At 47.2% G+C, this 23,530-nt stretch carries 20 protein-coding genes and 1 tRNA gene; 17 read left to right on the plus strand and 4 right to left on the minus strand.

What is annotated here, in order from left to right:
- The first annotated feature begins 284 nt into the window (after positions 1-284).
- The 3 genes from PV783_RS17775 (at position 285) to PV783_RS17785 (ending at position 1,972) form a co-directional block, all read left to right on the plus strand.
- Positions 285-521 (plus strand): hypothetical protein, encoded by a 237-nt coding sequence (locus PV783_RS17775; protein WP_079467707.1) that lies wholly within the window; start codon positions 285-287, stop codon positions 519-521.
- A gap of 68 nt (positions 522-589) precedes the next feature.
- Positions 590-937, plus strand: coding sequence for a DsrE family protein (locus PV783_RS17780; RefSeq protein ID WP_079467706.1), 348 nt, complete (start codon positions 590-592; stop codon positions 935-937).
- Between the two features lie 207 nt (positions 938-1,144).
- A complete protein-coding gene (locus tag PV783_RS17785) occupies positions 1,145-1,972 on the plus strand; it encodes a DUF6089 family protein (RefSeq protein WP_159454154.1) in 828 nt (275 codons plus the stop codon).
- A 282-nt stretch (positions 1,973-2,254) separates the two neighbouring features.
- Here PV783_RS17785 and PV783_RS17790 read toward each other — a convergent pair whose 3' ends face one another.
- Positions 2,255-2,416, minus strand: a complete 162-nt coding sequence (locus tag PV783_RS17790; protein ID WP_159454153.1) for a hypothetical protein — start codon at positions 2,414-2,416, stop codon at positions 2,255-2,257.
- A gap of 192 nt (positions 2,417-2,608) precedes the next feature.
- On the opposite strand from PV783_RS17790, the gene PV783_RS17795 reads away from it, so the two are divergent.
- The 3 genes from PV783_RS17795 (at position 2,609) to PV783_RS17805 (ending at position 5,441) form a co-directional block, all read left to right on the plus strand.
- Positions 2,609-2,944, plus strand: a complete 336-nt coding sequence (locus PV783_RS17795) for a hypothetical protein (RefSeq protein WP_079467704.1) — start codon at positions 2,609-2,611, stop codon at positions 2,942-2,944.
- A 105-nt stretch (positions 2,945-3,049) separates the two neighbouring features.
- Positions 3,050-4,972 (plus strand): menaquinone biosynthesis decarboxylase, encoded by a 1,923-nt coding sequence (locus tag PV783_RS17800; RefSeq protein WP_079467703.1) that lies wholly within the window; start codon positions 3,050-3,052, stop codon positions 4,970-4,972.
- Entirely contained in the window at positions 4,944-5,441 is a 498-nt protein-coding gene (locus tag PV783_RS17805) for a DUF6265 family protein (RefSeq protein WP_079467702.1), read from the plus strand. Before PV783_RS17800 ends, PV783_RS17805 begins: the two co-directional genes overlap by 29 nt.
- Before the next feature lie 217 nt (positions 5,442-5,658).
- Here the strand turns inward: PV783_RS17805 and PV783_RS17810 are convergent, their stop codons facing one another.
- Positions 5,659-7,242: a peptide chain release factor 3 gene (locus tag PV783_RS17810; protein WP_079467701.1), complete on the minus strand. Its 1,584-nt coding sequence runs from the start codon at positions 7,240-7,242 to the stop codon at positions 5,659-5,661.
- Positions 7,243-7,344: 102 nt separating this feature from the next.
- On the opposite strand from PV783_RS17810, the gene PV783_RS17815 reads away from it, so the two are divergent.
- The 5 genes from PV783_RS17815 (at position 7,345) to PV783_RS17835 (ending at position 15,486) form a co-directional block, all read left to right on the plus strand.
- The gene (locus tag PV783_RS17815; RefSeq protein WP_079467700.1) at positions 7,345-8,598 is read left to right on the plus strand and encodes an ABC transporter permease; all 1,254 of its coding nucleotides are present in this window, start codon (positions 7,345-7,347) and stop codon (positions 8,596-8,598) included.
- 81 nt (positions 8,599-8,679) lie between these two features.
- Positions 8,680-9,684: a tRNA (adenosine(37)-N6)-threonylcarbamoyltransferase complex transferase subunit TsaD gene (tsaD, locus tag PV783_RS17820; protein WP_420989008.1), complete on the plus strand. Its 1,005-nt coding sequence runs from the start codon at positions 8,680-8,682 to the stop codon at positions 9,682-9,684.
- A gap of 108 nt (positions 9,685-9,792) precedes the next feature.
- Complete coding sequence (locus PV783_RS17825) at positions 9,793-11,928, plus strand: alpha-L-fucosidase (RefSeq protein WP_420989009.1); 2,136 nt, start codon at positions 9,793-9,795, stop codon at positions 11,926-11,928.
- Between the two features lie 2 nt (positions 11,929-11,930).
- The gene (locus tag PV783_RS17830) at positions 11,931-12,653 is read left to right on the plus strand and encodes a tRNA1(Val) (adenine(37)-N6)-methyltransferase (protein WP_420989010.1); all 723 of its coding nucleotides are present in this window, start codon (positions 11,931-11,933) and stop codon (positions 12,651-12,653) included.
- Positions 12,654-12,687: 34 nt separating this feature from the next.
- The gene (locus PV783_RS17835; protein WP_420989011.1) at positions 12,688-15,486 is read left to right on the plus strand and encodes a gliding motility-associated C-terminal domain-containing protein; all 2,799 of its coding nucleotides are present in this window, start codon (positions 12,688-12,690) and stop codon (positions 15,484-15,486) included.
- Here the strand turns inward: PV783_RS17835 and PV783_RS17840 are convergent.
- Positions 15,478-16,695 (minus strand): NAD(P)-dependent oxidoreductase, encoded by a 1,218-nt coding sequence (locus tag PV783_RS17840; protein WP_420989012.1) that lies wholly within the window; start codon positions 16,693-16,695, stop codon positions 15,478-15,480. The two genes, PV783_RS17835 and PV783_RS17840, sit on opposite strands and share 9 nt — an antisense overlap.
- Positions 16,696-16,859: 164 nt before the next feature.
- Here PV783_RS17840 and PV783_RS17845 point away from each other — a divergent pair.
- The 3 genes from PV783_RS17845 to PV783_RS17855 all read left to right on the plus strand — a co-directional run bounded on the left by PV783_RS17845 (position 16,860) and on the right by PV783_RS17855 (position 18,675).
- Positions 16,860-16,943: transfer RNA gene (locus PV783_RS17845), tRNA-Leu, on the plus strand.
- A 515-nt stretch (positions 16,944-17,458) separates the two neighbouring features.
- On the plus strand, positions 17,459-17,941 hold the full coding sequence (locus PV783_RS17850; protein ID WP_420989013.1) for a hypothetical protein: 483 nt from the start codon (positions 17,459-17,461) through the stop codon (positions 17,939-17,941).
- A 14-nt stretch (positions 17,942-17,955) separates the two neighbouring features.
- Positions 17,956-18,675 carry a hypothetical protein gene (locus tag PV783_RS17855; protein WP_420989014.1) on the plus strand — a complete coding sequence of 240 codons (720 nt, stop codon included), beginning with the start codon at positions 17,956-17,958 and terminating at the stop codon, positions 18,673-18,675.
- A gap of 76 nt (positions 18,676-18,751) precedes the next feature.
- On the opposite strand, the gene PV783_RS17860 is transcribed toward PV783_RS17855, so the two are convergent.
- The gene (locus tag PV783_RS17860) at positions 18,752-18,946 is read right to left on the minus strand and encodes a hypothetical protein (RefSeq protein WP_420989015.1); all 195 of its coding nucleotides are present in this window, start codon (positions 18,944-18,946) and stop codon (positions 18,752-18,754) included.
- A gap of 353 nt (positions 18,947-19,299) precedes the next feature.
- Here PV783_RS17860 and PV783_RS17865 point away from each other — a divergent pair, with 353 nt between their 5' ends.
- From PV783_RS17865 to PV783_RS17875, 3 genes are all read left to right on the plus strand, one after another.
- Positions 19,300-20,040 (plus strand): LytR/AlgR family response regulator transcription factor, encoded by a 741-nt coding sequence (locus tag PV783_RS17865; protein WP_420989016.1) that lies wholly within the window; start codon positions 19,300-19,302, stop codon positions 20,038-20,040.
- 12 nt (positions 20,041-20,052) lie between these two features.
- Positions 20,053-22,011 carry a histidine kinase gene (locus PV783_RS17870; protein ID WP_420989017.1) on the plus strand — a complete coding sequence of 653 codons (1,959 nt, stop codon included), beginning with the start codon at positions 20,053-20,055 and terminating at the stop codon, positions 22,009-22,011.
- Between the two features lie 256 nt (positions 22,012-22,267).
- Positions 22,268-23,410 carry a thiol-activated cytolysin family protein gene (locus tag PV783_RS17875; RefSeq protein WP_420989018.1) on the plus strand — a complete coding sequence of 381 codons (1,143 nt, stop codon included), beginning with the start codon at positions 22,268-22,270 and terminating at the stop codon, positions 23,408-23,410.
- The last annotated feature ends 120 nt before the right edge of the window (positions 23,411-23,530 follow it).

Raw genomic sequence — 23,530 nt, forward strand, 5'->3', positions numbered from 1 at the left:
TTTACTCAGTGCGTATTTTTATAATATGTAGAAAATTTGTTGCCGGAAGAGAGATTGCCCGGGAGAAAGAAAGGAAAAAGCTAAAATGGACAAACCGTTAATTACGGGAATCAATATCTTTAGTTGTCGTGTCATGTTTGCACCATCAGCGGGGCCATTCATACAGTTTTTATAGCCTGAATTATTTTGTCCTATCAATCCTGTTATGGAGTTGCGGCCTTCGCAACACCATTTCCCGGTGGTTTAGCATAGTTGATTGATATGATCGTATAACCTTTTATCTTATGGTAGCCGTCATCATTGTTTTATCATTATTGTTGTTACTGGGTTGGGCAATCCTGTACCATCATTTCAAGGCTTTGCGGATAGCCAATATTAATCTTGTAAAACAGGCGCAAAAAGAGGCTTCATTACAGTACCAGCTACGTGAGGCAAGAGAGAAGTACTGCAAGCTGGAAGAGAAGCTGAGGAAGGTACAGTATGAGTTGCATAATGAAAAACGAACAGAGAATCATCTCTGACAATAACATCCACCTAATGTTGATGCCATTACTTTCGGGTTTGCCAATATTTAGTTAGGTTTGTCAGCATGCAGGTAGTTTTTCAAATCACATCCGGTGAACGGGATGCCCAGCTGTCTATGCTCGGGCAGCTCAATAATCTTCTTAATTATACCAACGAACGAAAAACCCGTATAGCCATAGAGGTGGTAGTACATGGTCATGCCTGGAATTTACTGCTGCCCGATGGTCACCCTTTCCCCGAAAAAATATCGGCCCTGCATGGGCAGTCCGTCCGGTTCCTCATTTGCCGGAATACCCTGAACAGCCGTCAGCTGGCAACAGATCAGCTGTTTCCCTTTGTGGAGGTGGTGCCGGCAGCTGTAGCGCACCTGGTGGAAAGGCAACAGGAAGGATGGGCTTATATAAGATGCTAGTTTAATTGTTTATTAGTTAATTGGTTTATTAGTTTATTTTTACATTTTTAAAGTAATGTGCCGGGAAATGCGGTAGAAAGTTTGGGAGGGGGCACCAAATAAAAATTGTGATAATAACGTTAAATGGTTGCACGAATAATAAGGACTAACCTCTTAAACTTAAATACATTGAAATTCTCCAAATCTACCGGAATACTGTTGTTATTCATGGCAGTTCCCTTTTTCACCTTTGCGCAGGACTGGCATGTCGGCGCTTTTGCAGGTATCAGCAATTACAGCGGGGATCTTTCCCAGCAAAGGGTGGATATGAAATATACCCGGCCTGCACTCGGACTGCTGGTGAGAAAGGATATTAACCGTTACCTCACTATCCGTGGATCCTTTACCTGGGGTATTGCTACCGGCGCAGACAGCACTAATTCTTCCAAAGACCTGGTAGCGCGTAACCTTAGTTTCCGGACCAATATTTTTGAAGGCAGCCTGATTGGCGAAATCAACTTTTTCGACCTCGATGAAAAAGGGTTTACGCCTTACGTGTTCGTGGGGGTGGGTGGTTTTGGATTTGATCCCACGGCTAAAGACCAGTCGGGTAACCGCGTGCGGCTTCGTCCCCTGGGTACGGAAGGGCAGGGATTACCGCAGTATCCTACCCGTCAGCCTTACGACCTGTTTTCCTTTTCCTTTCCGTTTGGAGCGGGTGTAAAAGCGATCATCAATGATAACTGGACCCTTGGATTTGAAATAGGGCTGCGTCCTACCACTACGGATTATATGGATGATGTGAGCACCAACTACGTAGACCAGAATACATTGCTGACCTATCGTGGTCAGAAATCAGTGGACATGGCTTACCGGGGCGATGAAGTAACCGGTAAAGTGACGCCGGGAACCTATCCTGCAGATGGTACCAAACGCGGTTCTGATAAATATAAAGACTGGTATGCGTTTTCCGGTTTTACCATTACTTACCGTTTGGGCGGTGGTAGTGGCTGGGGTAAACAAAAGGCTACCCGTTGCCCGATACTCAGACCATAATGTATTGATAGTCATACTGTCTAATACTTTATTTATAGTTTCAATCCCGGCATACCGCCGGGATTTTTTTTATTGGCATAGTTGTTGAATTTATGAGTTCAAACAGGTACTAATGCAGCCACCAGCTTATGGCGGATCGCAGAATCACAAATCGCGGAGAGAGTAATGAAACAACAGCCGCTACAAAAATAAGTTGGTGTGCAACTGCCTGTTTTAACTAACGAAAAAGAAGTGCCATGAGGAAGTTTTTAAATATAGCTTCAGTGATGTTGATAACAGGTTCTATGAGCCTTTCTGCACAGCAAAGGCCGCCTGCACCACCACTGCCACCCAGGCCACCGGCTCCGGCACATTTACCACATCCGCCGGCGCCACCGTTACCGCCAGGATTGCCCAGGCCACCAACGCCTCCGCATCACCGGCCACCGGCTCCGCCAACACCACCGCATCATCATAGAAGACCGTATAAAAAGCATCATAGGAAACCGCATAAGCCTCACAGGTATACTTTTATTGCATATCCGGGTTCTGCTTATGTTGTTACAGATGCCACTTTTGCCCGGTATGCGGGTTGAAATGAATAACACACCACAACTTTTATTTGCCAACCGATCTTGAACTAAAAACCAAAGAAACATGAAAAAAGTACTGCTGTTGATGCTGCTTATTGGCGGCACTGTGCTCACCACTTATGCACAAAGGGGATATGACAGGGGACATGGACGTGGCCACGGATATGGACATGGACGCGGATATGACCGTTATGATGATGACCGCTGGGAAAGATGCGAGCGCCCCAGAAGAGTGTATGTACGCGACAGGTATGACGACTGCTACCGCCCTCAAAGAGTGGTATACGCCAGACCGGCTTACTACCCGGCCGTAATACCTGTTCCGGTACCAGCCCCGGTACGCTACTACCCATCAAGGCCAAGAGCCGTATTCCACGCGGGTGTTACCATAGTGAACTGATAACTGAAAATGGAATAAATGAGATGCCTCCCATATTTACATGGGGGGCATTTTTTATTGCGGTGCGGGATGGTTACTTTTGTTGATTGGTAATAAGATCCAAACATGGCATATAAAAATCTCAGACACTTTATAGACACGCTGGAACAGGCTGGAGAACTGGTGCGCATAAAAACTTATGTGGACCCTAAACTGGAAATCGCTGAAATAACGGACAGGGTCAGCAAATCGCCCGACGGGGGCAAAGCCCTGCTGTTTGAAAATACCGGTACCGACTTCCCCGTGCTGATCAACTCTATGGGCAGTTACAAGCGTATGTGCCTGGCGCTGGGCGTGAGTGAACTGGACGATGTAGCCGGTGAAATTGAAAATCTCTTTAAATTATTATCCAAACCAAAGGAAAGTATACTTGATAAACTGGCCCTGCTGCCAAAGCTCGGACAGTTTGCTTCCTGGATGCCAAAGGTAGTAAGCGGAAAAGGCAGCTGCCAGGAAGTGGTTATGGCTAACCCGGATCTCAGCAAGTTGCCGGTGCTTACCTGCTGGCCTAAAGACGGCGGCCCTTTTATCACCCTGCCTGTGATCCATACCAAAGACCCGCTTACCGGTACCCGCAACGTAGGGATGTACCGCATGCAGGTATTTGAAAAAGATATGACCGGCATGCACTGGCATAAACATAAAGTATCCGCAAAACACTTCATGGAGTACAAGAAGCTGAATAAGCGTATGCCCGTTGCCGTAGTATTGGGCGGAGATCCTGTTTATACTTACTCCGCTACCGCACCACTCCCGGAAAACGTGGATGAATATATGCTGGCCGGTTTTCTCCGTAAGAAGAAAGTGGAGCTGGTGAAGTGTATTACCCAACCGGAAATAGAAGTACCCGCAGATGCGGATTTTGTGATTGAAGGTTATGTGGAACCTTCTGAAGAACTCATCTGGGAAGGCCCTTTCGGGGATCATACCGGGTATTATTCACTGGCCGACTGGTATCCTAAATTTCATGTAACGGCTATTACGCACCGCAAAGACGCCGTATATCCGTCGACGATAGTAGGCATTCCTCCGCAGGAAGATGCCTGGATAGGTAAAGCCACCGAACGTATTTTCCTGGCGCCTATTAAAATGACGCTGGTACCTGAAATCATCAATATGGAAATGCCCGTGGAAGGCGTGTTTCATAACCTGGTGATTGCGCAGATCAAAAAAGATTATGCCGGGCAGGCGCAGAAGGTGATGAATGCCATGTGGGGCGCCGGGCAGATGATGTTTAACAAGATCCTGGTAGTAACAGACGACGGCACAAAGATCACCGATTATAAGCAACTGGCGCAGTATGTCTTCCAACACCTGAACCCCGCTTCCGACATCTACCTGAGCCAGGGACCGATGGATGTACTGGACCACTCCTGCTCCAAAATGGGCTTTGGCGGTAAAATGTGTATCGATGGTACCCGTAAATATGAAGAAGAGCAGGACACTACTTTTATATCCGTTCCGGCTCCGCGCCAGCTGGATACTGCCGCCATCATGCAGCAGTTCCCGGAAATCAAAGGCATCAACGCTTCACTGCTGCCGCTGGATATTTCCTGTATCCTGGTAGCGGTGGAAAAGGCACGCCCTTCGCATGTACGGGAGCTGAATGAACAGCTGTATACCCTGCCCGCGCTGGCAGGCGTTAAGATGATCCTTTTTGTGGAGCACACGGTGGATGTAAGCGATCTGGCGTCTGCATTATGGCGTTTCTGCAATAACCTGGACCCTAAGCGCGACAGCTTTATTGTTCGTGTACCTTCCGGTGAACCCGGTAAATATATTGGCGGCATTGGTATGGACGGCACGCTGAAAACCAGGCTGCTGGACAATTTTGAGCGCGACTGGCCCAATATCATTGTAGCGGACGACGCTACCATCCGGAAAGTGGATACCAAATGGCCTGAGCTGGGTATCGGACCTTTACTGACTTCTCCTTCTCTCAAATACAAACAACAGATCTATGGCGAAGAAGCGGTGGTACAGCAGTAGTTACCTGCTGCTGATCCTGTTACTGGCCGGCAGCCTGCGGGCAGCCGGCCAGGTAAGTCCTGCTGATTTCCGTTTCCTGGACAAGCTGGAGGGCACCTGGAAGATGAACACCCGCAAAAGCACCATCGTGGAAACCTGGAGCCGGATCAACGATTCTACCTGGAAAGGAAAAACCTGGCGGGTAGTGGGGGCGGACAGCGCCTTACAACAGTCCATGCAGCTGGTGAGAAGAGGAGCCGATATCTTTTATATTCCTGCCTATGAAGGGCAGGACAAGCCAGCTACCATACACCTGAAACTGCGGGTTTTGAAAGCTATTGGTTTTGTGGCGGAAGACCTGAACAATGATTTCCCCAGGAAAATTACTTACCGTTTTAAAGATGCCAGGCACCTGGATGCCCGCGTAGAAGGCGTGCGGGACGGTACTACAGAGGAATACATTTTCCAGTATTCTATTTCTCCCGAATAAAGATTCCCGATTGCGTAAATCATTTTCCCACTTCGAGAAAGGGGAGTGGATGCCTGTGCCTATTTTTGTATAACACACACGATACACACCTAAATCAAAATATTCTCAATAAAGCAATAATTTGAGTTGGTCGTACAAGTAATGCCGCGCCTGTTCACAGGAAGCGGCTTTTTTTTGCCGTTAGCTTCTGAAGAAGCCAACGGCAAAAGCAGTATGCCTATTTATGAATTTCTGATGTAAAGTTGAACTGGATATCGGGGTTGTTGGTGCGTTCGGTATTCAGGTACCATTCCGATTGGGCCAGGTATACGATATGACCGTCTTTATCTTCCACGATGTTGGAAGATTTAAAGCGGATGAATTCTTCGATCTTTTCTTTCGGACCGGTGAGCCAGCATGCCTTGTAGAAAGGCAGGGTATTGAACTGACAGGCGGCGCCGTACTCCTGGAGCAGGCGGTACTGGATTACTTCAAACTGCAGGTCGCCCACGCAGCCAATGATTTTGCGGTTGCCACCATGCTGGGTAAACAGCTGTGCCACGCCTTCATCTGTAAGCTGGCGGATACCTTTTTCCAGTTGTTTTGTTTTCAGCGGATCTTTATTCACCAGTTCCTTGAACAGCTCAGGAGAGAAGCTTGGGATACCGGTGATGTAAAAGTTTTCCCCTTCCGTGAGAGTATCGCCGATCTTGAAGTTGCCGGTGTCAAACAAACCTACCACGTCGCCGGGATAGGCGTCGTCTACCACGTTCTTTTCGCGGGCCAGGAAGCTGTAAGGGTTGCTGAACCTAACGTCTTTGTCTAAACGAACATGGTGATAGAATTTATTTCTTTCAAACTTACCGGAGCAAACGCGGAGGAAGGCGATACGGTCGCGGTGGCGCGGATCGAGGTTGGCATGGATCTTAAAAATGAATCCACTGAATTTATCTTCGTTTACGTCTATTTCGCGGGTGGTAGCGGTGCGGTTACGCGGAATGGGCGCGATGTCCACAAACGTATCCAGCAGGTCTTTCACCCCGAAATTGTTTACGGCACTGCCAAAGAAAACGGGCGCCAGTTTACCGGCGAGGTAATCTTCCCTGTTGAAGGCATCGTACACGCCTTCGATCAGTTCCACATCGCCGCGCAGCTGTGCGGCGTCTTTTGCGTTAAAGTGTTCATCAACGTAGCTGCTGCTGAGATCTGTGAGCGGCACCACGTCTTCGTCTGTGGCTTTCTTGTTGGGCAGGAAAGCTACGAGGCTTTTATCGTACAGGTTGTAAACGCCTTTAAAGTCGCTGCCCATATTAATGGGCCAGCTGAGAGGCCGTACCCGGATGTTGAGTTTCTCTTCGAGTTCATCCAGGAGATCGAACGGATATTTACCATCACGGTCCATTTTGTTGACGAAGATGATCACGGGTGTATCGCGCATGCGGCATACTTCCATGAGTCTTTCCGTTTGTTCTTCCACCCCTTTTACGCAGTCGATCACCAGTACCACGCTGTCTACGGCAGTCAGCGTACGGTAGGTATCTTCCGCAAAGTCCTTGTGACCGGGCGTATCCAGGAGGTTAACGAGGATGTCGCGGTATTCGAAGGTCATAACGGAAGTGGCTACGGAGATACCTCTCTGCCTTTCAATTTCCATGAAATCCGAAGTGGTGTGCTTCTTTATTTTATTGGACTTCACCGCACCGGCTGTTTGAATAGCGCCGCCAAACAGGAGGAATTTCTCTGTCAGCGTAGTTTTACCGGCATCCGGGTGAGCGATGATAGCAAAGGATTTTCTTTTACTGATTTCGTTAGCGTACTTCATAAATATCCGAAAAATGGCAGCAAAGGTAACTAAATTTTTTGTCCGGCTATATTTCGTGTTTATTGGCGCTGCCCGTGCCGATAAATCCGCTAAATTTGGAATATGATAGCAACCCTTAAAATATTATGGAATAGTTTCAAAATGGCGATGCAGGAGCTGCGGGTGAATAAGCTGCGCACTTTTTTATCGTTGTTTGGAATTACCATTGGCATCTTCTGTATCATCGCGGTATTTACGCTTACCGGTAGCCTGGAACACAACATCAGAAAGGATCTGGCCGATTTGGGCGACGATGTGGTATATATGCAGAAGTGGCCCTGGGGCGGCAACGGGGAATATCCCTGGTGGAAATATATGAACCGCCCGGAGCCGGAATATAAGGATCTCAAACCCATACAGGATAAGGTGCAGAGTGCCAGTTTTGCTTCTTTCAATTTTGAATCGGGCAATAAGAAGGTAGAATATGGAGATGATTATATGGATGGAGTGACGATGATGGCGGTGACAAACGACTTTGACCAGATACAGACCTTACAGATTCTCGACGGCCGTTTCTTTGCCAACAGTGAAAGTAACAGCGGCACCAATGTGGCGATCCTGGGCTTTACCATCTGGGACGGGCTTTTCCCTTCGCCGGAAGCGGCTATGGGCAAGGTGGTGAAAGTGGCCGGCAGGGATGTAAAGATCATTGGGGTGCTGAAGAAGAAGGGGGAGAGCATGATTGGCGGCATCGGGTACGACAATGCCATTATACTGCCTTACCGCTTTGCCCGTACAGTGGTGGATGAACGCCGTTTTGCGGACCCGTATATCCTGATAAAGGCTAAACCCAATGTGAGTATGGATCAGCTGAAAGATGAGCTGAGAGGAGTGGTGCGCGCGTCTCACCGGTTAAGGCCGAAAGAAGAGGATGATTTTTCCCTGAATGAAATCAGTACCGCTAACGACAGCCTGAATGCGATGTTTGCAGCGATCAATATGGGCGGGGGAATGATTGCCATCTTTGCATTGATAGTAGGGGCTTTTGGTATTGCGAATATTATGTTTGTAACGGTAAAGGAACGGACCAACATCATTGGTTTGAAAAAGGCCATAGGAGCGCGCCGGGGTATTATCCTGATGGAGTTTTTGCTGGAAGCGGTGAGTTTGTGTTTACTGGGAGGTACTTTTGGTTTGCTGCTGGTTTATTTTCTTACATTAATTATTAACCTGTCTGGTACCTTTGAGATGGTGCTGTCCGCGGGTTCGGTAATATTCGGGTTGAGCATATCTGCCCTGGTGGGGCTGCTCGCGGGCTTTATCCCGGCCTATACAGCCAGTAAGCTGGATCCAGTGGTGGCCATCCGTAGTAACTAAGCAGGCATTATACATAACGGGCAACAGTGTGACTGTTGTACAGGCGGGGTTTTCCCGCCTTTTTTATTAATTTTGCGCCTTATGTCGGTTAAAATATTAGCTATAGAGTCGTCCTGTGATGATACAGGAGCAGCAGTGATCGTGGACGGGCAGGTGTTATCCAATCATATTGCCGGTCAGAAGGTACATGAGCAATATGGTGGCGTGGTGCCGGAGCTGGCTTCCCGCGCGCACCAGGAGAATATAGTGCCGGTGGTAGACATCGCGCTGAAAACCGCGGGGGTAAAGCGGGAAGAGCTGAGTGCGATTGCCTTTACCCAATCACCCGGTTTGATCGGTTCCCTGCTGGTGGGCAGCTGCTTCGCCAAATCAATGGCGATGGCGCTGGATATCCCCCTGATAGGCGTGCATCATATGCAGGCACATGTACTGGCTAACTTTATTGATGATCCCAAACCCGACTTTCCCTTTTTATGCTTAACGGTATCTGGTGGTCATACCCAGATCGTTTTATGTGAAAGCCCGCTGAGCATGCGGGTGATTGGTGAAACGCTGGATGATGCTGCCGGAGAAGCTTTTGATAAAAGTGCCAAGATATTGGGTTTGCCGTATCCCGGCGGCCCGTTGATAGATAAATACGCCCAAACCGGTAATCCCACGCGGTTTAAGTTCCCCGAGCCACGGATCCCCGATCTGAACTTCAGTTTCAGCGGATTGAAAACGGCGATCCTTTATTTCCTGCAGGAGAACCAGCAGAAAGATCCTGCATTTATTGCGCAAAACCTGCCTGATATCTGTGCGTCTATCCAGCACCGTATTGTAAGCATATTGCTGAATAAGGTGGTGAAGGCATCTGAAGAAACAGGTATCCGCGATATTGCCATTGCCGGCGGCGTGAGCGCCAACAGCGGGTTGCGGACTGCGTTAACGGAATATGGCCGGAAACACCACTGGCGCACGTTTATTCCTAAATTCGAGTACTGTACTGATAATGCGGGTATGATTGCTATTACCGCCTACTATAAATATCTGGCGGGCGACTTTACGTCGCTGGATGCGGTGCCTACGGCGAGAGCTGCTTTTTAATTTCATTAACAAGTCCGGCTAAAAACGAACTGCTAATTGCTAAAATCCTATTCTTAACCAACAGTATAACGATTTAGCTTTATGTCGGCATATAACCGCTTATTATCTATGAAGAAAATCTTTGTCGTTTTACTGGGGCTTATTATCACCGGTCAGTTTGTGCAGGCGCAGGAGCCTGTGGCACAAACGGAGTGGAAGAATCAGAAGTATTCCATGTTTATACACTGGGGCGCTATTTATTCCACGCTGGGAGGCGTTTGGGAAGGCAAGCCCGTTACAAAAGGATACAGTGAACAGATACAGGCGCACGCCGGTATTTACAGCGATACCTACGGCGATATCGCCAAACAGTTTTACCCGGAACACTGGAATGCCGACTCTATTGTACTGCTGGCAAAGGCTGCGGGCATGAAGTCGGTAGTGATGACCTCCAAGCATCATGATGGTTTTTGCATGTTTCATACTGCTTACACCGATTATAATGTGGTAGATGCAACGCCTTTCAAACGGGATGTGCTGAAAGAATTATCGGATGCGTGCCGCAGGCATGGGTTGAAGTTTGGGATGTACTTTTCTTTGATCGACTGGCACTTTCCGCAGGCATATCCTATTTCCAGCAGTAACAGTGATCCTATTACGCCGGAGCATCATGAATTTAACAAGAAGCAGGTAACGGAGCTGATGACCAACTATGGCCCGGTATCCGAGATATGGTTTGATATGGGATCGCTCACCGCGCAGCAGAGCAGGGACCTGGCGGATATTGTACATCGTCTGCAACCGGGTTGTATGGTGAGCGGCCGTTTGGGTAATGACGCCGGTGATTTTTGTGTAATGGGAGATAACCAGTATCCTGATTATAAGATTGCTTCCGCATGGCAAACGCCTGCTTCGGTGTATGATGAAACCTGGGGCTATCGCAGCTGGCAGGAGCATGGCAAGGCGGAAGACAAAGCGCATGAAAAACTGGAAGGACTGATTAAAGTGGTAAGTCGTGGTGGAAACTACCTGTTGAACATCGGTCCGCGTGGCGATGGTTCGGTAGTAGATTTTGAAAAAGAAGTACTGCTGTTAAACGGCGCCTGGCTGAAACTCAACGGTGAAGCCATTTACAGCGCATCTGCCAATCCCTTTGATACTACCTTTGCCTGGGGTGAAGTAACTACAAAACCAGGCAAATTATACCTGCATTTATTGCAGCAGCCGGAACACGGCACTATCATTTTACCGGGACTGAACAGTAAGATCAGCCAGGTAACCTTGTTGAGCAACGGAAAGAAAGTACCCGTTAAAATATCTTCCAAAGATGGTAACACACAACTTCAGTTACCCGCAGATTTTAAGCTGGCAGATAAAGACATTGCTGTACTGGCAGTTGCCTGCAAAGGCGCGGTAGATATTACCCCGGTTCATTTATTGCGTCATGCCACCCGTTTGAACAGGGATAATGCCACGCCGCTATTCAGCTTCTCCGGCATTGATTATGAAAGTTATTACCGCAGTGAAGTGGGCGAGCAGTGGGCATTTACCACGCAACATCCTGCAGCATTGCAACTGGTATACAGTGATGCAGAAAAAGGCAAACGCATTTTACTCACGCTGAACGGCAGCACCAAAGAAGTATTGCTGGATGGTGGCGTTACCAGTCCGCTGAAAAATGATCCGGCTTCCCTGCAGTGGGGACCGATGTACAGCGCAGGTCCTTTCTGGTCCGGTATTGATGGTACGCATGGCAGTGTGAAAGATATTGACCCTTCCAAACCCTGGCCGAATAACGATAACGCCGCATGGACCCTGCACAGCGACTGGAAGAATGATGCTCCCATTGCCTTAACCGCCGATAAAAGTGTGGCCGGTTATATTTTACAGGAGATCACGGCCCCGAAGGCAGGTGACTACCTGGTAGGATTTAATAGCGGAGATGGTATTGCGGTATACCTGAACGGAGAAGAGCAGCTATTGCACAATAACCCGGAAAGGGGAGGTACACAATCGGAAGTATTATTGTTATCGCTGAAAGAAGGAAAAAATCAGCTGGTGGCCAAATTCTACAGTCGCTTTGCGAAGCAGGCAGTAGTGGGCATCAACCGTAATGTACCGCAGGTATTATACGTACAACAGTTACCGGAGCGGGTAAGTGGCAGTGGTAAGGTAGAGAATTGTGTGATCAGGCAGGCCAACCCCGTATCCGTACACCGTAACTTACGGATGCCTAACCTCGCTGTGGTGTTAGATTCAAAATAAAGATGGCAAATACATTTTTTAAATTCAAGCAGTTTACCGTTCACCAGGAGCATTGCGCCATGAAAGTTTGTACAGACGCCTGTATACAAGGAGCTTTCACGGCGCAGTACCTGGCCGACAACGAGATAACGGCGCCGGCTATACTGGATTTAGGCGCCGGCACCGGGCTGCTGAGTCTTATGCTGGCGCAACAGGTAGACGCCGTTATTACAGCGGTTGAACTGGACGCCGGGGCCGCCCACCAGGCCATACAAAATTTTGATGAATCGCCCTGGGCGCATCGTTTAACCCTAACGCGACAGGATATACGAAAAATGGATGGCGCCGTGAAGTATGACTTTATTATCAGCAATCCGCCGTTCTACGAGCGTGCATTGAAAAGTGGTCACGCAGCGAAAGACCAGGCCATGCACGCCACCAACCTCAGCTACGGGGAGTTGCTGGCGGCGGTTGACCAGCAGCTGGCCGTGTCCGGAGAGTTGTCGGTATTACTGCCTTATACCGCCTTTGAAGGTTTCCGGGCGTTGGCGCTGGAGGCGGGGCTTCATTTGAAGCAGGTGTTGTATATCCGGCAGAGTGTGAAGCACGGCTTTTTCCGGACCGTGGGCATTTTTTCCCGGAAGCCGGTGAATACGGTGATCAGCGAACTTTCCGTGTATGATGCGGAGCGGGTGTATACGCCCGGATTTGTGGAATTATTGCGGCCGTATTATTTATACCTGTAGATTTTTTGTATTTTGGTGCTCTATTTATCCTGATATGCTTCGAGTTGCCAGAGTTTGTTTGTTGCTTTTATTGTTGCCCGTTATCGTGCATGCCCAGAAAGAAATTAATATCTGGTACTTCGGATATAACGCCGGGCTTGACTTCAACACTACCCCCGCCACAGTTCTTACAGATGGACAAACTTACACCCGCGAAGGGGTAGCCACTATTTGTGACGGCGCCACCGGCAAACTGCTTTTTTATACAGAAGGATCTACAGTTTGGAACGCCCAGCACGGTATCATGCCTAATGGAACGGGCCTTATGGGCGATCCATCCAGTGTACAGTCGGGTATTGCGGTGCCTTTTCCGGGGCATCCGGGACAGTATTACCTGTTTACCACTATGACTGGTAAGGGATTCCGTTACAATATACTGGACATGGCACTGGATAACGGAAACGGTGATATTATTCCTTCGACAAAAAATACATTGTTGCTGAATAAGAATCAGAGCACGGAAAAAATGGCGGCAACCCGGCACTGTAACGGAAGGGATTACTGGATAGTGACGCATTCGGCCAATGGCGCTACCTTTCACGTATACCTGCTTTCCCCCGCCGGATTATCTGCTGCCACTACTTATACAACCGGCGCTGTTATTCATCCGGGAGGATGGGAGGAAACCGGTTATATCAAGTTTTCACCTGATGGCGCTACGCTGGTGCATTCCCTGGGATCTATAAGGCAGGGTGCAATGAGTGTGGTAGATCTGCTGAAGTTTAATAACACCACGGGCGTGATCAGTCCTCCTTTTGCGTCGCTGAATGTTATTTTCCCACTTGGTATTGAGTTCACCATCAGCGGCAAACTGTTGTATGTGGTGAGCATGAATTATCTCCATTGGGGTAAATTATTTCAGTATGATTTGACCGCCCCCAACATCAATGCTTCCCAGCAAACGATTGTAACCAATACTGATAATATCCAGATGGGTGGGATTCAGATGGGGCCCGACGGACATATTTATATGGGATATGAACAGGTATATAATGCGGGCTACCGGTATGTGGGGATGATTCATAACCCCGAGGTGAGAGGGATAGGGTGTAATTTTCAGCGGGACGCGATAGATATGGACCCTACCGGCATGGGACGGCACAGAACATCCTTGTCTTTTCCCACATTTGTAAATAGCTTCCTTTATTTTCCTGCCGACTTTACCGTTTCGGATATATGCGGTGGCAGTCCTGTTTTTAAGTTGAATAATGAAGTGGGCGTAACCAGTGTATTATGGGATTTTGGAGATGGCACTACTTCTACTGATTTATCGCCACAACATACATACGCTGCTAAAAAAAAGTATACCACAAAAGTAAAAGTGACGCGTCAATGCAGTACAGATGAAAAAACGCAGGATATCATTATAGGGGGCAATAGTGAGGAGAGCGTTACAAAGAGTATTTGCAGTAAGGATACCTACACTTTGCCGGATGGCAGGAAAGTGAATACAGCCGGCGTTTATATCAGTACCCTGAAGAGATTAAGCAATAGTTGCGATAGTATTATTACCACTACTTTAAAGGTGTTGCCGGTGTATCAGCTCACTGAAAAAGTGACTATCTGCAGTGGGCAGGAGTACCAGTTACCGGATGGGCGAAAGGTAAACAGTTCCGGTAGCTATACATCTTCCCTAAAAACTTACGAGGGCTGCGATAGTATTATTACTACTGAGCTAAACGTGCCGGAAAGGGATTATCCGCAGGATGCAGTTATTTGCGAGGGAGATAATTACCGGTTACCGGATGGAAGGGTGGTGACGGATGCAGGTATCTATAACAGTACGCTTACTTCCTCGGTGGGCTGCGACAGTATTATCATTACAACCCTGGTGGTGAATCCTGTTTATACTACGGAGGAATCTGTTAATATTTGTGATGGCAACACTTACCGTTTGCCGGATGGCCGTGTGGTAAATGTTACGGGACAGTATACTTCCCGTTTCAAGAGTAGGAAAGGCTGCGACAGTATTATTGTTACGGACCTGCAGATGCAACCCCGCTATAACATTGCAAAGACTGCCATCACCTGCGAAGGGGAGCCTTATATATTGCCGGATGGCCGGTCTGTGAAGGTTTCCGGTACGTATGTGTCTTCCTTCACTTCCTTTTATGGCTGCGATAGTATTATTACCACGCGGCTTACCGTGATGCCTGTTTACAACCTGGAGAAATATGACACCATTTGCAACGGAGAACACTATACGCTGCCTGACGGCAGAAGTGTGACTGCTGCTGCGCGTTATGTGAGCACGCTGTTTACCACAAGTGGCTGTGATAGTACCATTGTTGTGCATCTGGCTTTAAAAGAGAAGCCAGAGGTAAGTCTTGTCCCTGAAGTATGCTTATTTTCCGGCCGGCCAACTACTGTAACATTGGCGCCGGGCTACGACAGGTATGAGTGGCAGAATGGTTTTACCGGGAATGTTTATGCCATCCGTTACCCGGGTATTTACCGTGTGGCTGTTTCCAATGAATGTGGTACGGTTACCCTGCAAACAGTGGCAAAGGAATGTGCGGTGGATATGTATGTACCAAATGCATTTACTCCAAATGGAGATGGCCTGAATGATGTGTTCCGGCTCCGGCAGCCGAATGGGCAGGTATTGCTGGAGTTCAGGGTATTTGACCGTTGGGGGGTGGAAATATTTTCTACCACCAATGTGATGCAGGGATGGGATGGTACTTACAAAGGGCAGCTACAACCGCTGGGAGCATATGTATATTTCATCCGTTACAGGAACATAGATGGAATAGAAAAGCAACTGAAAGGGGCTGTTAACCTGCTACGATAGCTTCCCCTTTGCATAATCTTCCAGGTACGCATACCGCTCTGTTAACCGGCCATTCGCAACAATCGTTGCATTGCTGATCATTTCGCTGTTTGTTTTCAGCAATTCATCAAATACATATTTCATCAGCTGATCGCCGAAATATTGCGAAGCATCCCGTGGTAGTTCGTTCGGCAGATTGCTTACGCACATCATGTCTACCGTTCCGGGAAGATAGGGTGCGGTTTGCTGCATCGTATCTTTTGTAACGCCGTACACGGGGTTTTCAATGGTGCTGTCGCCCAGGTTGCAGGGGATAGAGCCGTTGGTATCGTCTGTGATATCGGCGATGACCTGTATACGGAAGTTCTCTTTTTTAAGGTCATCCGCCTGGAAGAGTGGCGGGATTTTTTCATCCCAGTAGATACCGTTCATGAGGATATCGCTTACGGTAACGTAGGGGAGGAAGCGACACTCGTATGCTTCCGGATGTGCGTGGAAGTCGGCACGGCTGTATGTTTTATCGTCTTTCCGCAGGTAAAGCTCACCAGCTTTTAATTGGGTATATACCGGGTAGGAATAGGTGTTAACCAGGTATTCTTCCGGGGGGAGATATTTGATGCCCAGCATACCCATTATTTCCAGCGCGCCTGCTGCTACGCGTCCGGAGCCGGTGATCACTATTTTCAGCGGCGGCAGTTTAATCCCGAAGTAATGATTGATCAGTTCCTGGAAGTCGTGGCAGGTGTGTACCCTTTTGAAATGAAAGGACCGTGTTTTTTCTCCGTATGCCATGAGGCCATTATGTGCGCCTACTATGCCGGCAAAGAAGCCGAAGCCCAGGATACGTTGTCCATCGGGATGTATGAGGCATTCATAATCTATGAGTGTGATATTTTTTTCCAGGATGGTTTGCAGCATACGTTGGTTATGCGGCTGTTTCTTTTTGGTATGACTGAAAAAGAGGTATGTTTTTCCTGCGATCAGTTTATCGGTGGGCACTTCTTTGATGCCCAGCAGGATGGTGCAGTGGGAGAGGTCTTCCTGCAGCGGAACGCCTGCTTTTTCATATTCATCGTTTTTGAAGCATCGTAACGGGGATGGCTGTACGTAAATCTGTACCTGTGGAAAGTGCTGCATGATCCATTGGCATTGTTTAGGCGTAAAGGCTACCCTGTTATCATGCGGGTGTTTTTCTTCCCCGATAAGTCCGATATGTATCTTGTTTTCCATCTTTGAATTTAGGGTATTTTCGTCATTTGTGAACTCCTGAAACGCCCTGTTTATGCGGGATACGAAATTTATTTATACAAAAATGTAAAATTTATTTGCAGATTAAATAAGAGTTTCTATATTTGCATCCCGCAATTGACGCGGCGAAGTTCATTAGTAAGATTGCCCAGATGGCGGAATTGGTAGACGCGCTAGACTCAAAATCTTGTTTCGGCAACGGAGTGCAGGTTCGATTCCTGTTCTGGGCACCTGATTATCAATTAATTACAAAGGTCCACGAAAGTGGACCTTTTTTATTTGCACAAAATCCCAATGTGGTAAGATGTTAAAGAACTTTGATTCCAAAAATACCAGAAACTCCTGCAACCATTGCCAGTAAAGGATTTGATAGTTTACCTACGATAGTGTAAGTGTATCTAAACGCTTTTATTTCTACCTGCAATAACAGCCCACAAAGTAATTGCCCCAGCACAGATATGCCGCAAATAAACGACCTTACTCACTGGTTTTTCAGTATTGTTTTTACGAAGCAAAGGAATTAAATTTGAAAAGTGTTTCCTGATGGGAGATGAAAAATATTGTAGCCACCAGGTGTTACTGGTTCCCTTTATTACAACAACGAAGAATAAAACACGCTGGTACAATAATAGTGAAAGATCGTTTTATGAACAGCGTAGATTTACCCGGTTAAATGAGAATGACCTATTCATACTATAACCCGATAGTAAAATTAAAAAGCGTTATCCTTAAAAAATAAAAAATCATGAAGCTCATTTATTCATTGTGCTTTGTTCTCTGTCTTTTTGCTGGAATACCAGTTTTTGGACAGGAAGCAAAACTTGACAAAAAGACTAAAGAAGCATTAGCCGAACGTTATGCTGCCGATAAACTGTATGCCGATTACAAAAGGGGTATTTATAAGCGAGAAGCCTGGAAGGCTTCATGGGTGGGTGCAAAGCTCTCCGAACTATATAAAAGCTGGGGCGTGCCTACCAGAACAGCTACCGATGAAACTGGCGGGCAGGTGGTAGTATATGAAAACGTCACCAACACGTCTGGGGGTACCTATACACCTGGTTATATTGAAACAGCTACAAATGGTTTTGGGCAAACGGTGATAACCGGGCAAAAGGCAGCGCAAGATACCAGGTGGACCAGTCAATATGTTACCATAACAACGGTGCATGTGGATAGTAAGGGAGTGATCACAAAAGTAGATTTCAATAGCAGGTATAGCCGTAATTAATCAAATTTATTTTTATGATGAAAAATATCAGAGCAGCGCTACTCTTCATCTTTATGCTACTCTCAATTGGTACCAATGCACAGGGCATATATTTTCAGGTGAAGCCGCAAATAGATGAATCTACAGGAGGGTACATCGGGAAAGTGCAACCGGTAAATGATGTGGAATATGTAAAACTTGCCTATCCCGGCAAAACGAAGGAACAGCTTTATGATGCTGTGGTGAATTATGTTAAAAGCCATCGCGGGCTTAAATTGGATTACACCAATGATGTCAAAAAAACGTTTCTGGCTTACCGGGATTTTGCAACGATCGGCGATAAAACGAAATGTGGTGCCGACCTTATATCCCTGACGTATATTGGTGTGGTTACGGATTTAAAAGACACGCTGCTTGTGAGCTACAGCATCGCGTCCAGGATCTTCGCCACTATTTTCGATGCCAAACTTACGATAAGCCCCGGCAACGATGTGGTTTCTGAAAATGATGTGCCCTTTAATGAATATAAATTTGTTCAACCAGGAGCCGGAAGAACACAAAGCAGCATATCGCCAAACGGTGGGCTTTTAGGCGCAGCTACATCCCGGAAGATTAACTATAAATTGGCATACCCCGAAAGCGTTTTTGATCCCAACGGTAAAATAGTAAACCCCGGCAATAAAAAAATAATTGAAGATTTCTTCGACGGCTATATTGTTGATCTGAAAAATTATCTGGATAAAAATTTAAAATAGATCTGGTAATCCTTAAAGTAAATGCATAGGAAAGGTTTCTTTTATAATCTTGTGATAATCCTGCCGGGAACAGGTATTACTGTTCCAATATGCCCACAACGTAGTTCAACCATTGCACAGCAGGAATGCTTTTATCAATATAATAATCAGGCGTAATCCCTTTTCCATCGATGGCCAGATCCGGTATTCGCAGGCTCCTGGACAGGGAATAACCAAGCTTGAACTGTTTGTTGGGCGAATCCACTACATAGGTATTGGAAATATCCAGCACTCCCTGGGTAGAAGGTTTCCTTTACCCATTTGAAATTTTCTTCGCAATTACGCGTCTTTTGGGCCGCCACGAACATCGGGGTAAGCAGGAAGATCAGGACAAATATCTGTTAGTATTTCGCGTTTAAATATGCGCCTCATGGCATGCATTTTAATAACTGCGAAGGAAGATGAAATAGCTGTTTTAATAATATTTGCCGGTAACTGGTTGAGTATTCCTATCTTAGATCATAGATTTGTTAGTGTATAGAGTTGACCCGCTATATCCACGAAGCGCCCGTTAACTGAACCTTATTTTTGGGCCTCACTATTTTTCAGGAGAGGTTAGCCCATGAAAGCCATAACCCGTAGCAGATGATCAAGACTGTAATAATTGACGATTCGCCGATGCTCCGCAAAGATCTTTTGCAGATGATGGCGCCCTATGATGATTTCCTGGTCGTAGCAGAATGCGGTAGTATTAAAGATGCCATACCTGTACTTCGGGCTACCCAGCCACAGTTGTTACTACTTGATATTGAGCTGGACGATGGAGATGCCTTTGAGTTGCTGGAGCATTTCCGGCCATTACCTTTTACTGTCATATTTATTACCGCTTTTGCACAGCATGCCATCCGGACTATCCGGCTGGGGGCGTTGGATTACTTGCTGAAGCCTGTCCGGGAGGAGGAATTGCAGCATGCATTGCAGCGGGTGAGGCAGGAAACAACGCCACCGGCCACCATGTCACAGCAATTGGAGATTGCCGGTGCTTCGCTGCGGAAAAAAACTGCCAGCGACCGTATTGTATTGCGGACCCAGGATGCCCTTAAAGTACTGTTCTTCCACGATATCATCTATTGCCAGGGGAATGCCAGTTATACTCATTTTGTACTGACCGGGCAGCGGAAAATAGTTGTTTCGGGCAATATCAAAGAGTATGAAGATATGTTGCCTCCACAGTTATTTGTACGCTGTCATCAATCTTACCTGGTCAATTACCAGTATATCGACAGTTTTAAGAAAGAAGGTCTGCTGGTGTTGAAGAACAACGAAGAAATTCCGGTGTCAGGCCGCAGGAAAGAGCTTGTTGTACAGTTTCTCACGGGGCAATAAACACTTTACAGGATGAAGAGGCAACAGTGCATATCCGGCTGGATAATACTTTTTATGCTGACAGCAACAGGTTGCAGGCCGCATGTAGAACGGCCACCGGTGGTCAGCACCCATGATAGTTTTTCGCCGGCGCCGGAGGTGAAGGTATTGCAGGAGCATATTGCGAAAAGGCAGTGGCGTGACCGTGACAGTCTGGCCCTGGCGGTGGAGCAGCAGCTGGCTGCGTATCCCTATTCAAAGGATTCGTTGAGCCATGCTACTTTATCATTGTTACGGGCCCGGCTATACGACAAAGTCTATAACGGCGATAGTTTGTTGTACTACCTGACGGATGCTGAATATTTCTTCGGCCGGCATCCGGCATACTTCAGGGAGCGGGTGTTGTTGTACAGCCGGTTAAGTACCTATTATTTTGAGGAGCTGGGACAGCAGATACCTACCAATTTTTACATGAATAAAGTGGGAATAGAGTTGCGTTTGGCGCCGGAGGATTATTTCAGCAATAGTGAACGGGCCAAACGGTATCGTGATGTAGCGACATTTAACCGTTCTGGTCAGTTGTATGAGCCGGCGGTATTTTATATACAGCTGTCATTAAAGTACAGCCGCCTCGCGGAGGAGGCAGACCCCTCACTTTTATTATGGGGTTACGGGGAGGCCGTTAATATTTACCGGGAAATGGATAAGATGGATAGCGCCCAATATTATATGCAGCTGCTGGATGCTCATGTGAGCCGTTATCCAGACCTCGTGGACACGGCAGACCTCGACCTCATGTACCTGAAGGCGTCCTATTATTACGGGCGGCAAAGTCTGGATATGGCGTTATTATATTGCCGTAAGATCATTACAGTGAAAGCGCAGCATCCGGAGGCATTTGCGGTGAAGGAGCTGGCGGCTGACTATTTTAATATTGGCGACGTGCTAACCCGGTTGGGCCGGCATCAGGAGGGAGGGCGTTATCTGCAACGTGCTGCGGATATCCTATTACCGGATTCTACCGCGTGGATGAATGATCTGGTGATGTTGCGGGAGAACCGGTTGCGTAACTATATCCGTGCGGGTAATCATGGAATGGCGTTGGCGGAGCTGGAAGCATACCTGCAAAAATCGAAGGAATTCCATAACCAGGAGCGGCTGCGGGTGATGGAGGAGTTGGAAACGCAGTACCGTGTAAAAGAGCATGAAAAACATATTGACCAGTTGAACCTGGAGAAAAAACAGGTATCTGATGAGTTGGAGCGACGGAACCTGTTGTTGCTGATCAGCGTGCTGGTAATATTATTGGTGGCGGCGCTGGTGATCATCCTGATAGTGATGCTGCGGCAGCGGCGTATTGTAGCGGCTAAAGAAAAGATCACACTGGAGCAGCAGTTATTACGCAGCCAGATGGAGCCGCACTTTATTTTTAACACGCTGGCGGTATTACAGCATATGATACGGCGGCAGGAAACGGACCAATCTATCCGTTACCTGCAGTCTTTTGCCGGGTTGTTACAGCGTTCACTTGAAAACTCCCGGGAAAGCCTGGTGAGCCTGGCGGATGAGGTGAGTGCGCTGACGTACTACCTGGAATTACAGCAGTTGCGGTTTGAGCGGAAGTTCACTTACCGGATAGTTATTTACAAAGGGTATGAAGAAGAAGAGTTAATGATTCCTCCGATGTTGTTGCAACCTTTTATCGAGAATGCTATTGAGCATGGTTTCCGCGGTATAGCCGAGGGTGGCATCATAGAAGTGCATATTGAAAAGCAGGGGCCGGTACTTGAATGTATCATTGAAGATAACGGGCGGGGCTTGCAGGACCCGCAGCTACGGGAGGGAAAGCGTTCCCTTTCCGGTACCATTACCCGTGAGCGGCTGGCTATATTAGGCAGGAAGACCCGGCACCCCGCCAGTCTGACTGTTACGGATAAACATACACAGGGCCGGACAGGGCTGCATGTACGAATCATTATTCCCTATCAATAAACGCTTACAGATTTTAACAGATTGCCGGCGCATTTGAACAAAGTGCGGCCGGATTTCCATTGTATGACTGCCTGCAGATTTGCAGGTGATACCTTTATGCTATGTAATGTACCAGTAGTTAAATATCCACATTACCCGACACAGCATGTCCCATTATGTATTATGAAAGCCCGGAATTGTACTGTCAACCTGTTTTGTGTCTGCTCCCGTGTCACCAATTGATAAACACTTAATATTCTCCCACTAAAAAGAAATTATGAAAAAACAAGTATTACTATTGCTGGGTTGCGCTTCAATAGTGCTTTATTCCTGCAAAAAGAACCAGGATACAGTTGTGCCTGTCCAGAAACCCCTAACGAGCGACATCGTTTATCAGTTTGCTGACTTTAAGAAGTTTGCCAGTAGCCCGATACGTATTCCGATGCGGAATTCGGACCATCTGCAACAGATATGGAATCAGTTTAAACAGAATGGCGTGAGCATCGACCAGATAATTACCGGGCCGGATGGCAGGACGCTGAAGGTATCTTCTGACGAGACACCTACGCTTAATGCCATTACAAGAACGACCTCCTTTATTGGTGCGATCTATTATGGCAACAGTATTGACGACATGTCGCTGCGGCCAATACCGAATACGGTTGTTTCCCGTCGTCCGATATCTGTATATGCAGATTTCCCTACGGACTTTATCCAGGATTCGATAGCTGTGCCTTCACCTGCGGCCCAGGCCAGGTTTGTGCGGAATGCCTTAAAAGAAGGGACAGGAGAACAGATATCGTCTTTCACATATGATATGCAGCGTTTTTACAGTTTCGATGAATTAAAACTGTCGTTTGGTGCTAACCTGAACATTGGCGGTATTTTCACATTTGACCTGCTGGACTCCATTACTTCTTCGAATAAGAAAACCAGGATCCGTGCTATGTTCATACAGAAAAATTTCACCATCAATATGGAACCACCAGCTGATGGCATGATCATCAACGGACCGGTTGATCCTGCACTCTTTGGCGGTTATGCGCCTTTGATTGTAACGAATGTAAATTACGGCCGTATGGGTGTGATGACCATCGAATCTGATTCTTCTTATGAGGCAGTAAATTTTGCAGTGAATGCAACGTTGAACCTGGGCTCTACCATCGGTGGCGGTTCTGTTCACCTGACAGAGGAACAAAAACGCCTGATGGACAGGGCTAAAATCAAAGCTTATGTGATTGGCGCTGATGGTACAGATGCGGTGAAAACAGTAAATGGTTTTGACGGGTTCCGTGACCTGATCCTCAATGGCGGTAAGTTTTCACCTGAGCGACCAGGTGTCCCTATTTCTATCAACCTGCGTTATGTGAGCGACTTCTCGCCTTACAGCTCCAAGTTTGAATTATACTTACCTAACTAGCAATTCCTGTTCTGTAGCGTATTGATGCAGCTACCTGCCAGGTGGGGATTCCGGATGTTGATGATCGCATCCGGGTGGTGATCTTACTGCCGGGTAGGTAGCTGCTTATTTTAATCATTA

The sequence above is a fragment of the Chitinophaga sp. CC14 genome (assembly GCF_048957795.1).
In the GTDB taxonomy this organism is placed as follows: Bacteria; Bacteroidota; Bacteroidia; order Chitinophagales; family Chitinophagaceae; genus Chitinophaga; species Chitinophaga ginsengisegetis.

Coding starts and splice junctions, on each gene's coding strand:
- PV783_RS17775 (WP_079467707.1), top strand. CDS start 285: ATGGTAGCCGTCATCATTGTTTTATCATTATTGTTGTTACTGGGTTGG.
- PV783_RS17780 (WP_079467706.1), top strand. CDS start 590: ATGCAGGTAGTTTTTCAAATCACATCCGGTGAACGGGATGCCCAGCTG.
- PV783_RS17785 (WP_159454154.1), top strand. CDS start 1,145: ATGGCAGTTCCCTTTTTCACCTTTGCGCAGGACTGGCATGTCGGCGCT.
- PV783_RS17795 (WP_079467704.1), top strand. CDS start 2,609: ATGAAAAAAGTACTGCTGTTGATGCTGCTTATTGGCGGCACTGTGCTC.
- PV783_RS17800 (WP_079467703.1), top strand. CDS start 3,050: ATGGCATATAAAAATCTCAGACACTTTATAGACACGCTGGAACAGGCT.
- PV783_RS17805 (WP_079467702.1), top strand. CDS start 4,944: ATGGCGAAGAAGCGGTGGTACAGCAGTAGTTACCTGCTGCTGATCCTG.
- PV783_RS17810 (WP_079467701.1), bottom strand. CDS start 7,242: ATGAAGTACGCTAACGAAATCAGTAAAAGAAAATCCTTTGCTATCATC.
- PV783_RS17815 (WP_079467700.1), top strand. CDS start 7,345: ATGATAGCAACCCTTAAAATATTATGGAATAGTTTCAAAATGGCGATG.
- tsaD (WP_420989008.1), top strand. CDS start 8,680: ATGTCGGTTAAAATATTAGCTATAGAGTCGTCCTGTGATGATACAGGA.
- PV783_RS17825 (WP_420989009.1), top strand. CDS start 9,793: ATGAAGAAAATCTTTGTCGTTTTACTGGGGCTTATTATCACCGGTCAG.
- PV783_RS17830 (WP_420989010.1), top strand. CDS start 11,931: ATGGCAAATACATTTTTTAAATTCAAGCAGTTTACCGTTCACCAGGAG.
- PV783_RS17835 (WP_420989011.1), top strand. CDS start 12,688: ATGCTTCGAGTTGCCAGAGTTTGTTTGTTGCTTTTATTGTTGCCCGTT.
- PV783_RS17840 (WP_420989012.1), bottom strand. CDS start 16,695: ATGGAAAACAAGATACATATCGGACTTATCGGGGAAGAAAAACACCCG.
- PV783_RS17850 (WP_420989013.1), top strand. CDS start 17,459: ATGAAGCTCATTTATTCATTGTGCTTTGTTCTCTGTCTTTTTGCTGGA.
- PV783_RS17855 (WP_420989014.1), top strand. CDS start 17,956: ATGATGAAAAATATCAGAGCAGCGCTACTCTTCATCTTTATGCTACTC.
- PV783_RS17865 (WP_420989016.1), top strand. CDS start 19,300: ATGATCAAGACTGTAATAATTGACGATTCGCCGATGCTCCGCAAAGAT.
- PV783_RS17870 (WP_420989017.1), top strand. CDS start 20,053: ATGAAGAGGCAACAGTGCATATCCGGCTGGATAATACTTTTTATGCTG.
- PV783_RS17875 (WP_420989018.1), top strand. CDS start 22,268: ATGAAAAAACAAGTATTACTATTGCTGGGTTGCGCTTCAATAGTGCTT.